This is a genomic window from Paraburkholderia nodosa DSM 21604 (assembly GCF_000519185.1).
In the GTDB taxonomy this organism is placed as follows: Bacteria; Pseudomonadota; Gammaproteobacteria; order Burkholderiales; family Burkholderiaceae; genus Paraburkholderia; species Paraburkholderia nodosa.
The window spans coordinates 82,068-93,837 of the sequence record NZ_JAFA01000028.1 but is presented as its reverse complement, the minus strand read 5'-3'; the positions used below and the strand labels follow the sequence as shown (position 1 = coordinate 93,837).

The following is an 11,770-nucleotide window of genomic DNA, read 5'->3' as shown; positions in this document are numbered from 1 at the left end:
GGTCGCCGGCCGCCCAGCACACAATAATCGGAGACATCACCTATGAATCGCCTCACCGTGTGGGACACCTCCATCATCATCGCGATGGTGGTCGTGTATATCGTCGTCACGGCCTGGATCAGCATCCGGCTGCGCAGCAAGACCACCGAACAGTTCATGGTCGCGGGCCGCTCCACGCCCGCCATCGTGATCGCCATCCTGCTGATGTCGGAGTATATCGGCGCGAAGTCGACCATCGGCACCTCGCAGGAAGCCTTCAACGTGGGCATCGCGGCTTCGTGGTCGGTGATCTCCGCTTCCATCGGCTTCGTGTTCTTCGGCCTGTTCATGGCCAGGCGCCTGTATCGGTCCGGCGAATTCACGATCTCGGGCTTCATCGCGCAGAAGTACGGCAAGACGGCCAGGCTCGTTGTTTCGGCCGTCATGATCTACGCGCTCTTCATCGTGAACGTGGGCAACTACGTGAGCGGCGCCGCGGCCATTTCGACCGTGATGCGCGTGAACCTGCCCACCGCGGCGTTCATCACCGCCGTCGTCAGCACGATCTACTTCGCCTGGGGCGGCCTGAAGAGCGTGGCCTACGTGACGATCCTGCACAGCACCGTGAAGCTCATCGGCATTTGCATTCTCGTGTGGGTCGCGCTCTCCATGACCGGCGGCGTCGCGCCGATGATGCACGCCATGCCCGCCCAGTACTTCACCTGGAACGGCATGCTGGGCGGCGGCACGATTGGCGCATGGATCATCGGCACGGCCGGGGCGATCTTCTCCACGCAGTTCATCATTCAGGCGATCTCGGGCGCGAAGTCGGCGAACGAGGCGCGCAACTCCACGCTGATCGCAGGCGCGCTGTGCCTTCCCATCGCGATTGCGCTCGGCTTTCTCGGCGTCGCGGCGAAGTTCCTGTTCCCCAACATCAAGAGCCTCTACGCGCTGCCGATCTTTCTCCAGCACATGCACCCGCTGCTCTCCGGTGTGGTCACGGTCTCGCTCGTCGCCTCGATTTTCGTGAGCGTGAGCACGGTGGCGCTCGCCATCGCCTCGCTGATCGTCAAGGACTTCTACGTACCGCGCTATCGCCCGACGCCTGAGAAAGAACTTCGCGCCACGCGCACGATCTCCTTCGTGGTGGGCTTCCTGCCGCTCATTTTCGTACTGTTCGTGCCGCAGATTCTCGCGCTCTCGTTCTTCACCCGCGCACTGCGCCTTTCGGTCACCGTGGTCGCGCTGATGGGCATTTACCTGCCCTTCTTCAACAGCAACCGCGGCGCGATCAGCGCGCTCGTGGTCGCCACGATCGCCACGACGATCTGGTATGTGCTCGGCAATCCGCTTGGCATCGACAACATGTACGTCGCGCTCGTTTCGCCTGCGATCGTGATGGTCGTCGAGAAGCTGCTCGCGCCCACGGCGAGCGGCAACGGCCAGCGTGTCGTGCATTCCGACTCGTAAGGCGCGACTCGCGAACCCCTTGCCACACCGCAACAGGAATTCATCATGACGACTCCCTCCACGCTGCCTGAAGCCGCGTTCACCATGCCTGGCCGCCTGCACGCCGCCGCCGGCGACGCTGCGCGCACGGACGCCTACCTCCCTGCCGCCACGGTGCAGTGCCACGCGGCGAACCTGCTCGCGCTTGCCAACGGCGACGTGCTCTGCGCATGGTTTGGCGGCACCCAGGAAGGCGTGCCCGACATTTCGGTCTACCTCGCGCGCCTGACCAGGGGCAGCGACACGTGGAGCGAGCCGGTGCGCCTCTCCGACGACCCCACGCGCTCCGAGCAGAACCCGGTGCTCTTTGTGGCGCCCAACGGCGAAATCTGGCTGATCTACACGGCGCAACTTTCCGGGCACCAGAACACCTCGATCGTGCGCCGCCGCGTTTCCAGCGATCAGGGCCGCACCTGGGGCCCCATCGAAACGCTGTTCGACCGCCCCGGCACCTTCGTGCGCCAGCCTGTCGTGGTGGCGCGCGACGGCGCATGGCTGTGCCCCGTGTTCCTGTGCCGCGTGCAGCCCGGCGAGCGTTGGTCGGGCAACAACGACGTGAGCGTGGTGATGCGCTCGACCGACAACGGTGCGAGCTGGACCGAGCACACGGTGCCCGCGAGCGTGGGCTGCGTGCACATGAACATCCAGCCGCTCGCCGACGGCTCGCTCCTCGCGCTCTACCGTAGCCGCTGGGCCGATCATATCTACGCGAGCCGCTCCCCCGACGGCATGACGTGGAGCGCGCCCGAACCGCTCGCCCTGCCGAACAACAACTCGTCGATCCAGTTCGTCGCGCTCGCCAACGGACACCTGGGCCTCGTGTTCAACGCGAGCAGCGCGGCGCAGAGCACCGGGCGGCGCGCCTCGCTCTACGACGACATCGAGGATTCGGAGGACAGCGGCGAGCTGGTGACGCAAGCCGCCTCCGCGCACGGCAGCGCGTTCTGGGGCGCGCCGCGCGCGCCGATGACGCTCGCCATCTCGACGGACGGCGGCCGTACCTGGCCCATCACGCGCAACCTGGAAACCGGCGACGGCTACTGCATGACGAACAACTCGACGGACAAGCTCAACCGGGAGTTCTCGTATCCGTCGATCGCGCAGTCGCCCGACGGGCGCCTGCATATCGCTTACACGTACTTCCGCCAGCGCATCAAGTACGTGAGCGTGGCGGAGGAATGGGCCAGCGCGGCGGGCGCCGCGTCACAGCCCGCGCCCGCCGCCGCCTGACGGGACACTGGGATACACCGGGAGCCCACGCGATGAACGCGAGGCGGTGGAAAGTGGCTACAGTACGGGGTGCAGCACGCGGTAAAGTACCGTGTAAACTGCGTGCGCGCCGTATTGTCCACGCCGTCTGCCTCGCCGCGAAGCGGCGCCCCGAACCCAACGCCGAACACTCCATGAAAGTAGCCCGCCGCCGCGAAGCCATGCTCCAGGCCGTCCTCTCCGGCACGACCGAAGTGTCCGAGCTGTGCGAACACTTCGGCATGTCGGAGGCCACCGTGCGCCGCGACCTGCGCGCGCTCGCCGACGAGCGGCTCATCCTGCGCACCTATGGCGGTGCGGCTTCGGTCGGCACGCATGCGCCCGAGGAATCGCTCGAAGAGCGCCGCCAGAGCTTCCAGGCGGAGAAGGACGCCATTGGCCACGCGGCTGCCGCCCACGTGCGCGCCGGCGACACGATCTTCCTCGACAGCGGCACCACCACCGCCGCGCTGGCGCGCGCGCTCGCGCAGGCGGGGCGCCATGACATTCGCGTGGTGACGAACAACCTGCTCGTCGTCCAGGCACTCGCCGGCAGCAGTGTGCCGCTCACGCTGATCGGCGGCGAGGTGCGCGAGTCGAGCATGAGTACGCTCGGGCCGATCGCGCAGCTCGCGCTCACGCGCGTGACGGTCGACAAGGCCTTCCTCGGCGCCGATGGCGTGGTGGCCGGCCGCGGCCTGTGCGAAGCGACCGCCGATCAGGCCTACCTCAAGGAATGCCTCATGCGGCAGGCCGCGAGCCTCTTCGTGCTCGTGACCGCCGACAAGCTCAACCGCGACAGCCAGCAGCACTGGGCGCCGATCGAGAAACCGTGGACGCTCATCACGGACGCGAGCGCTTCGCATGGCGAATTGCAGGCGTTCCGCAATCTCGCGGGGCTCACGATCGAGCCGATCGAAGTGCGTGCGGGAGCCGCGCATTGAAAGACGACAATGGACAACGCAACGAACGCAGCAAATAGCACGGCAGCAACCGCCACGAACAAGCGTATGGTCGTGACGGGCGCAAGCTCCGGCATCGGCTACGCCATTGCGCAGCACCTGCTCGCCGAAGGCCACGACGTGATCGGGCTAAGCCGCAGCGCGCCGGACCTCGATCATCCCCGCTTCACCTGGTGCGCCGCGGACCTCGACGATACCGCCGCGATTGCCGGACTCGCGCAACGCCTGGGCGCGGTCGATGGCCTCGTGCACGCGGCCGGCTTCATGAAAACAGCGCGCATCGGCGAACTCGACGCAGCGAGCGGCGAAGCGATGTGGCGTCTGCACGTGGCCGCCGCCTCGGCGCTCGCCAACGCGCTCGTGCCCGCCATGCCCGAGGGCGGCCGCATCGTGCTGATCGGCAGCCGCGTGTCGGGCGGCGCCGCCGGGCGCAGCCAGTACGCCGCCGTCAAGGCCGCCATGGTCGGCATGGCGCGGTCGTGGGCCATCGAACTCGCGCCGCGCGGCATCACCGTCAACGTGGTTTCCCCCGCAGCAACCGCCACGCCCATGTTGAACGACCCGAAGCGCACGTCCAGCGCGCCGGTCATGCCGCCGATCGGGCGCTACGTGACGGTGGAGGAAGTGGCCTCGATGGTCGCGTATCTGCTCGGCCCGCAGGCCGGCGCGATCACGGGGCAGCAGATCATGATCTGCGGGGGGAGTTCGCTGTAGGCGCGTTCGAATACAGAGCGTGCGCATCGACACCTGATCCGCGCGCCGCGCCGCATTCCCGGCGTTCCCGCCTCGCGCTCATTCACCGATCCACGAGCCGCGCAAGTCGCTGTCGTGCATGAGTTGCAGCAGCGTTTGCGCCGGGCGGGAAAGCCGCTTTCCCGCGAGCGCGATGAATTCGACGTTGGGCAGCGCCGGCAGGCTCGCGACATTCACGGGCGGCGCCAGCCCGCGTGCCGCAAGATATTGGGGCCGTACGGTGACCCCGAGTCCGGCGCGCGCCGCCGCCACGCAGCCCGAATGGCTGCTGCTCGTACACACCAGTTGCCAGCGGAAGTCAGTCTGCGCAAGCGCGTCGAGCACCACGGCCCGCGTCACGCTCGGCTCGGCCACAAGAATGAGCGGCAGCGGCTGCGCGAGATCCATCGTCGTGCCGGCGCGCGCGAGCCATTCGAGCCGTCCGGTGAAGAGCACCGTGCCGCGTTTGTCGCCCAATCGCCGCTTGCCCACCATCAGGTCGATGGCGCCGGAATCCAGCAGCTCGTAAAGCCGGCCCGTCATGCCGATGGTGATCTCCAGCTCCACGTCGGGATGCGCGTTGCGAAACGCCGTCAGCACGGCGGGCAGCGGGCCCAGCGCAACGTCGTCGGAACAGCCGAGCCGCACCCGCCCGCGCAGGCGCGGCGCGCGGAACTGCGACTCGGCGCGGTTGATCGCCTGCAGGATGCTGCCGGCATGTGCCAGCATCGCCTCGCCATCGGACGTGATGGCGAGCGAATGCGTGTCGCGGATAAACAGGCGGCGCCCGATCGCTTCTTCAAGCCGGCGCACGTGATCGCTCACGCTCGACTGCGTGAGTCCGAGCTGGCGTGCCGCTTCCGTGAAACTGTGGCAGCGCGCGACCGCTTCGAAGGTCCTGAGCCAGATGGGGTTGAGCATGGCGGATGGTTATCGGCAATGCCGATGACAGTCAAAGTCTCTACTGGGGTTCCCGATGAGCGATGGTAACAATATCATGACGGCATTGATGATGATTGCGCCGCAAAGCCGTACCCGCCCCTGACGCGGCGCGCCGAGAAGTCCCAGATGAACAAGAATTCGAGCCACACGGCGCTGCTATGGATCGTCGCCGCCGGTTTTTTCATGCAGACGCTCGACACGACGATCGTCAACACCGCGCTCCCCTCGATTGCGCGCAGCCTTGGCGTGCGACCGCTCGTGATGCAGCCGGTCATCGTCGCGTACACGCTGACCATGGCCATGCTCACGCCCGCATCGGGCTGGCTCGCCGACCGCTTCGGCACGCGCCGCGTCTATTTCGTCGCGATTCTGATCTTCGTGCTCGGCTCGCTGTGCTGCGCGAGTGCGCACACGCTCGAGCAGCTGGTGGTCGCGCGCGTGCTGCAGGGGATCGGTGGATCGATGCTGATGCCCATCGGCCGGCTCGCGGTGCTGCGTGCGGTGAGCGGCGAGCAATACGTCTCGGCGCTCGCGCTCATTTCGGTGGCGGGCCAGGTGGGGCCGATCGTCGGCCCGACGCTGGGCGGCTGGTTCGTGCAGGCCATTTCATGGCACTGGATCTTCCTGATCAACGTGCCGATCGGCCTCGCCGGCGTGTTCGCGGTGCACCGCTATCTGCCGAACGCGACGAGCACTGCGGCGCCTCGGTTCGATCTCGCCGGCTGCGCACTCGTGTCGCTGTGCATGATTGCGTTTTCACTGGCCTTCGACACACCGGTCCAGACGCATCGCGCCGCGTGGTCTGCCGGGCTCTTCGCACTCGGCATCGCGGCCGCCTTCGCTTACGTGGCGTATGCGCGCGGCCGCCGCGATCCGCTCTTCAAGCTGCGCTTGTTCGGCGAGCCGAATTTCAGCGTCGGCCTGATCGGCAATCTCGTCTGCCGCATCGGCTCGAGCGCCGTGCCGTTTCTCGTGCCGCTGCTCATGCAACTCGAGCTTGGTTACTCGCCGCTGCGCTCGGGCCTCATGATGCTGCCCGCCGCGCTCGCGGGGACGGTCGCCAAACGCTGGATTGCGCCGCTGATCCGCCGTTACGGCTACGAGACATTCCTGCTGGTCAACACGCTGATCGTGGGCGCATCGATCGTTGCGTTCGCACTGATCTCGCGCGGCACGCCCATCGCCGTGGAGATTGTCGTGCTGGCCATCTTCGGCGCGGCCAACTCGATGCAGTTCGCCGCGATGAACAGCGTCACGCTCAAGGACCTCTCCCACGAAGACGCCGGCAGCGGCAACAGCCTCTTTTCCATGGTGCAAATGCTCGCCATGGGACTCGGCGTCACCATCGGCGGCGCGCTCGTGAGCCTTGGCGAGGCACAGTGGGGATCGGTTGCGCCCGGCTTTCGCATGAGCTTCGCAGGTGTGGGCGCGATCACGCTGATCTCCGCCCTGATCTTCCGCCGCATCGACACGCAGACGCGCGTCGCTGCTTCGCCTTCGGCGATGGCGGCCACGGCCGCCCGCCGCTGAGCGCGCGATCAGTGCGCAAGAATTCCCATCGCGCGTTTCTTCAGATCCAGGAAGTGTGATTCGAATGCGACCTGAGGCGTACGCGGTCTTTCCAGTTCGATGGGTACGTCGAGTGCCACCCGCCCCGGTCGCGCTGAAAGCACGACAAGGCGCGTACCGAGAAAGATCGCTTCGTCGATGTCATGGGTGATGAAGACCACCGTGCAGTGGAGCTGCTCCCACAGCGCGGTCAAGAACGTCTGCATGGAACTGCGCGTCTGCGCATCCAGCGCGCCGAAGGGCTCGTCCATCAGCAGCACCTTCGGCTTCATCACGAGCGCCCGCGCAATTGCCACGCGCTGCTGCATGCCGCCCGATAGCTCATAGGGCTTATGGTGGGCGAAAGACTCCAGACCGATGATGCGCAAAATGTCCGCCGACTCCTTGCGCCGTTGCGCCTTGGGCACCGAATGCAGTGACGGCCCGAACTCGATGTTTTCTTCCACGCTGAGCCACGGAAACAAGCCGGCCTGCTGGAACACGACGACACGGTCGGCCCCAGGCTGGTCCTTGATCTCGCCATCGACATAGATGTTGCCCTTGGTGGGCGACGTCAAGCCGGCAAGCAAATGCAGCAAGGTCGTCTTTCCACAGCCCGAGGCGCCGAGCACGGTGATGAATTCGCCGCCCCGGAACTGCAGATTGATGTTTTCCAGTGCCGATGTGGCGCCGAATGTCTTGTACAGAGAATCGATGACGATGTTCAAGTTCGTCTCCTGCTCGACAGTCAGACAGTCAATGGATCAATGCGCCAGATGCTTCGAGTACTGCGGCGCGACGTTGTTGTCGAAACTCGCCGGCACACTCGGAATGCGGCCTATCGAGTTGAGCACCTTGGCCGTGTTCACCAGAGTCAGGTACGTGGCGGAGGTTTTGACGCCTGCGTCGAGGCCCATGACTTTCGGCGTGGTCTGGTCGGCGCCGGAAAACAGCTCATAACCGGCGAGCTCGCTCGTCGCCACCGGCACTGTCACGCCCGTTGCCTTCGCCATCTCGGCGAGCGCCTTGTCGCGATCCTTCATCGTCACCTGATAGCCCTGGTCGAGCGCCGCGACGAAACCGCGGACCAGGTCCGGATGCGCCTTCGCCCACTCGGAGTTGGCGATACAGACGTTGTAGCTCGAAGCTTCGCGCGGCAGATCGCCGTCCGTCTTGATCGCCTTGCCGCCGGCCGTACGCAGCGCGCTGAATACCGGATCCCAGACGATCGCCGCATCGATCGCACCGGTCACCCACGAGGTGCGCATCTGCGGCGGCGCCATATTGATCTGCGTGACGGACGCATACGGCACGTGCGCAGCCGCAAGGAAGGTCGCCAGTTCGAACGAGGCCTGCGAGCCGGCGACGATCGCGATCTTCTTGCCTTGCAGCCCCGCGACGTCGTGGATGCCGCTATCCGGCTTGACCACGATGCCGGCCGCATTCGTGTAGCGCTCCTGGTTGTACACGATGGTCATCGGCAAGCCCTGTGCAATAGCCGTGACGAGCGGCGGAACGCCCAGCCCGCACATGAACGTGAGACTGTTCGATGCCAATGCACTCATCGCCGCCGGACCCGAACTGAAGAGCTTGTACTGGACATCGGCGTTCATCTGCTTTTCGAACATATGCTCGGCCATCGACACCATGTACGGATCGGCGCCGTTGTCCTCGTAGCCGATGATCACCTCGGGCTTGCTCTGCGAATGCACCGCGCCGGGAATCAGACAACTGCTCGCCAGCACAGCCGCGCTCATGCCATAGATCCATTGCATCTTTTTCATTTTTCGTCTCCTCCGATTACCCGATTAGTTATGTCCGCGCCACGGTACGACGATATTTTCGATCTTGCGAATCGCCAGCTCCATTCCATATCCGATCAACCCGATGATCACGATGCCGACGATCACGATGGCAACCTGCAAGGCCTGTCCGGCGAACTGGACGAGCCAGCCAAGGCCGCTGCTCGCCGCGATCAGTTCCGCGGCAACCAGACAGGTCCACGCCACGCCGATACCCACGCGCATTGCGGTGAAGATCTCCGGCATTGCCGAGGGCAGCACGACCTTGCGGAAGATTTGCGCGTTGGTTGCGCCAAGCGTGCGGGCAACCTCGATGCGCAGCGCCGGCGTGCTTTTCACGCCCGACATCGTGCCGATGATGATGACCGGAATGGTGCCGACCAGAATCAGAATGGCTTTGGGCAATTCGCCGATGCCGAACCACACCACCAGCAGCGGAATATAGGCAAGCGGCGGAACCGGCCGGACGAACTGCAGCAGCGGATCGATGATGTCGAACACGATCTTGTTGCGTGACATCAGCAGCCCGATCGGCACGCCGATCGCAATCGCGCCCACAAAACCAATGACGATGCGAAAGCAACTAATCAGGACATCGCTGACGAGCGACTGGCCGCCGTAGCCGTTGTGGACGATTTCGACGAAGGCCTGCCACACCGCCACCGGCGAGGGCAGCGCGAACGACGGGAAGATGCCCGCCATCGATACCGCCTGCCAGAGCAGGACGCATATCACGATCACGGCAGTGGTCAACGCCCAGGAATTCAGTTTCCCGTGGCCGCGGCGGATCTTGATGACCGGCTCGATCGACGAATCCGCGTGATGCTTCATCATCTTTAGTCTGGGTAGGGCTCTCACCGCCGTCTCCTCAAGTTGAAAAACTATGCGCACGCCAGCGCGAAGTTCCGCGTCCGGTTCGGGTTCCGTCTCAATTCAAGTATAGTCAGCGGCTACAGGGCAGATTTCGGCTTCTTTTATTTCGCACTCGCGAACTCGCCCGTTTAGTCAAGCATTCTCAATCAATAAAGCGGCGGGTAGTACCAGGCAGGAAGTTCCGATGGGGCCAGTCGCGGATGACCGCTGTCTCCCGCTTTCCCGACGCGCAGCAGGCCCCGTCCAGCCGATTTCTTCCGATTATTTGCCCCCCGCGCGCTCGCAGCCCCAACGCCCGCCAGCCGGTCGCGCTGCGCCGCAGCAAGGGCCTGGCGTGCGCGCGCGCGTCGAGTTTCTTGCCGAAAGCGGCGTGCTGACCGTTTCGTCGCGAACCGTCGCTCCGAAATTTACCTAATCGACTCGGACGGCCAGTGTTGAATATCGTGTGTTGATTGAGCGGCCGATTTCGCCGCTCAAACGTCCTCACCCCCGTCATCGATCACAGGAGCCAGCATGCCGACCCGTACCCCGTCCGCCCTTTGGGCACAGCAATTCCGACGGTCACCGGAGTCGAAGACTAGTCTGCAGCACCAGATCCGCGAGATGCTGGTGGCCTCCATCCTCGACGGGCAGTTGCCGCCGGACTCCGCCCTGCCTTCGAGCCGCGAGTTGGCCGAGCAACTCGGCGTAGCGCGCAATACCGTGGTGCTCGCCTACCAGATGCTCGTGGAGGAAGGCTATCTGGTCTCGCGCGAACGCAGCGGGCACTTCGTCAACCCCGAGATGCTGGAGGGCCTGCACGGCGTAACGGTCCAGCAGCGGGTCCAACAGCGGGTCCAGCAGCGCGTGCAGCAACGGGTGCAGCAGCCCGACATCGTCAAGCCCCATGGCGCCCAGTCGCCCGCCCCGCCCGCGTGGAAATCGCGCATCGTGCGCCCGCCCTCCGCCCAGCGCAACATCGTCAAACCCGCCAATTGGCAGAACTACGCATATCCCTTCATCTACGGGCAATTCGATCAATCGCTCTTTCCGACCAACGACTGGCGCGAGTGCTGCCTGAAAGCGCTCTCGATCATGGAGATCCGCAACTGGGCGCCCGACCTGATCGAGCGCGATGACGAGTCGCTGATCCAGCAGATCCGCACGCGCGTGCTGCCGCGGCGCGGCGTGTTCGCCATGCCCGAGGAGATCATCATCACGAATGGCTGCCAGCAGGCGCTCTATCTCGTCGCCGACCTGCTCTGCGGCAAGAACACGACCGTCGGCTTCGAGAATCCGGGATATCCCGATGCACGCAATATTTTCGTGAATCGCAACGCGCAGCTGCTCGAATTGCCGATCGACGGCGAAGGGATCGACCCGGAGCGCCTGCGCGACTCGCTCGCCCGCTGCGATTACGTGTTCGTCACGCCGAGCCATCAGTGCCCGACCACGGCCACCATGCCCATCGCGCGCCGCCAGGCGCTGCTCGAACTGGCCCAACAGCACGACTTCGTCATCATCGAAGACGACTACGAGAGCGAAAACACCTTCTCCGGCACGCCGCATCCGGCCTTGAAGAGCCTCGACACGGCCGATCGCGTGATCTACGTGGGCAGCCTTTCGAAGACGTTCGCCCCCGGCCTGCGTCTCGGTTACGTGGTCGGCCCGCAGGAACTTGTGCGCGAGCTGCGCTCGCTACGCCGCCTGATGGTCCGGCACCCGGTGGCCTATATCCAGCGCGCGTTCGCGACGTTTCTCGCGCTCGGACACCACGACGCGCTGCTGCGCCGGCTCGCGCATGCCTACAAGGAGCGCGCCCGCGCGTTGATGGCGGCGCTCGACACCCATCTGCCCGAGGTGCGTTACGTGCCGATCGGCGGTGGCGCCTCGTGCTGGGTCGAGGGCCCGGCGTGGCTGGATTCCGCGCGCCTTGCCGACGACGCGCGCGAAGCCGGCATCCTGATCGAGCCCGGCGGCGTGTTCTTCGCCGACGAAGCCGAACACAGTCCATGGTTCCGCATGGGATTCTCCGCCATCAAGCTCGAGAAAATCGAACCCGGCGTGCGCGCGCTCGCCGAGGTCGTGCGCAAGCAGCGGCCCGCCTGAGCCTCTCAGGAAGCATTCGGGCGCTGGCCCAGGCGAAAGCTCCGCACTGGTGCTACCGCCGTCGAGAGGCAAACCCTAACGTGT

The 11,770-nt window shown here is 65.3% G+C and carries 10 protein-coding genes; 6 read left to right on the top strand and 4 right to left on the bottom strand.

Translation table 11 applies throughout. The annotated features are described in order from the left end of the window. The first annotated feature begins 42 nt into the window (after positions 1 to 42). The 4 genes from A3CW_RS0131425 to A3CW_RS0131410 all read left to right on the top strand — a co-directional run bounded on the left by A3CW_RS0131425 (position 43) and on the right by A3CW_RS0131410 (position 4,415). On the top strand, positions 43 to 1,452 hold the full coding sequence (locus tag A3CW_RS0131425) for a sodium:solute symporter family protein (protein ID WP_028207110.1): 1,410 nt from the start codon (positions 43 to 45) through the stop codon (positions 1,450 to 1,452). Between the two features lie 45 nt (positions 1,453 to 1,497). Beyond that, on the top strand, positions 1,498 to 2,721 hold the full coding sequence (locus A3CW_RS0131420; protein ID WP_028207109.1) for a sialidase family protein: 1,224 nt from the start codon (positions 1,498 to 1,500) through the stop codon (positions 2,719 to 2,721). 173 nt (positions 2,722 to 2,894) lie between these two features. After that, positions 2,895 to 3,683 (top strand): DeoR/GlpR family DNA-binding transcription regulator, encoded by a 789-nt coding sequence (locus A3CW_RS0131415; RefSeq protein WP_028207108.1) that lies wholly within the window; start codon positions 2,895 to 2,897, stop codon positions 3,681 to 3,683. Positions 3,684 to 3,692: 9 nt separating this feature from the next. Continuing rightward, complete coding sequence (locus A3CW_RS0131410) at positions 3,693 to 4,415, top strand: SDR family NAD(P)-dependent oxidoreductase (protein WP_051481833.1); 723 nt, start codon at positions 3,693 to 3,695, stop codon at positions 4,413 to 4,415. Between the two features lie 78 nt (positions 4,416 to 4,493). Here the strand turns inward: A3CW_RS0131410 and A3CW_RS0131405 are convergent, their stop codons facing one another. Further along, complete coding sequence (locus A3CW_RS0131405; protein WP_028207106.1) at positions 4,494 to 5,354, bottom strand: LysR family transcriptional regulator; 861 nt, start codon at positions 5,352 to 5,354, stop codon at positions 4,494 to 4,496. 147 nt (positions 5,355 to 5,501) lie between these two features. Here A3CW_RS0131405 and mdtD point away from each other — a divergent pair, with 147 nt between their 5' ends. Beyond that, the gene (mdtD, locus tag A3CW_RS0131400; protein WP_028207105.1) at positions 5,502 to 6,905 is read left to right on the top strand and encodes a multidrug transporter subunit MdtD; all 1,404 of its coding nucleotides are present in this window, start codon (positions 5,502 to 5,504) and stop codon (positions 6,903 to 6,905) included. 8 nt (positions 6,906 to 6,913) lie between these two features. Here the strand turns inward: mdtD and A3CW_RS0131395 are convergent, their stop codons facing one another. Genes A3CW_RS0131395 through A3CW_RS0131385 form a run of 3 tightly spaced genes read right to left on the bottom strand, consistent with a single transcriptional unit; the run spans position 6,914 to position 9,583 of the window. After that, complete coding sequence (locus A3CW_RS0131395; protein ID WP_028207104.1) at positions 6,914 to 7,651, bottom strand: ABC transporter ATP-binding protein; 738 nt, start codon at positions 7,649 to 7,651, stop codon at positions 6,914 to 6,916. A gap of 36 nt (positions 7,652 to 7,687) precedes the next feature. Continuing rightward, entirely contained in the window at positions 7,688 to 8,707 is a 1,020-nt protein-coding gene (locus tag A3CW_RS0131390) for a taurine ABC transporter substrate-binding protein (protein WP_028207103.1), read from the bottom strand. Between the two features lie 24 nt (positions 8,708 to 8,731). Next, a complete protein-coding gene (locus A3CW_RS0131385) occupies positions 8,732 to 9,583 on the bottom strand; it encodes an ABC transporter permease (protein WP_028207102.1) in 852 nt (283 codons plus the stop codon). Between the two features lie 528 nt (positions 9,584 to 10,111). On the opposite strand from A3CW_RS0131385, the gene pdxR reads away from it, so the two are divergent. After that, positions 10,112 to 11,686, top strand: coding sequence for a MocR-like pyridoxine biosynthesis transcription factor PdxR (pdxR, locus tag A3CW_RS0131380; RefSeq protein WP_028207101.1), 1,575 nt, complete (start codon positions 10,112 to 10,114; stop codon positions 11,684 to 11,686). Positions 11,687 to 11,770 lie beyond the last annotated feature (84 nt).